General features: G+C 50.2%; 1 rRNA gene. It reads right to left on the bottom strand.

Going from position 1 to position 217, the window contains the following annotated elements:
- Positions 1–217 (bottom strand): 16S ribosomal RNA (locus APS80_RS10340); the annotation flags it as partial.

The following is a 217-nucleotide window of genomic DNA, read 5'->3' as shown; positions in this document are numbered from 1 at the left end:
GTCCCACCTTCGGCGGCTAGCTCCAAAAGGTTACTCTACCGACTTCGGGTGTTACAAACTCTCGTGGTGTGACGGGCGGTGTGTACAAGACCCGGGAACGTATTCACCATAGCATGCTGATCTACGATTACTAGCGATTCCAGCTTCATGTAGTCGAGTTGCAGACTACAATCCGAACTGAGAACAACTTTATGGGATTTGCTTGACCTCGCGGTTT

The sequence above is a fragment of the Staphylococcus auricularis genome, from assembly GCF_001500315.1.
Taxonomy (GTDB): Bacteria; Bacillota; Bacilli; order Staphylococcales; family Staphylococcaceae; genus Staphylococcus; species Staphylococcus auricularis.
Note: the sequence above shows the minus strand (reverse complement) of the source record. Positions and strands in the feature narration are given on the sequence as shown.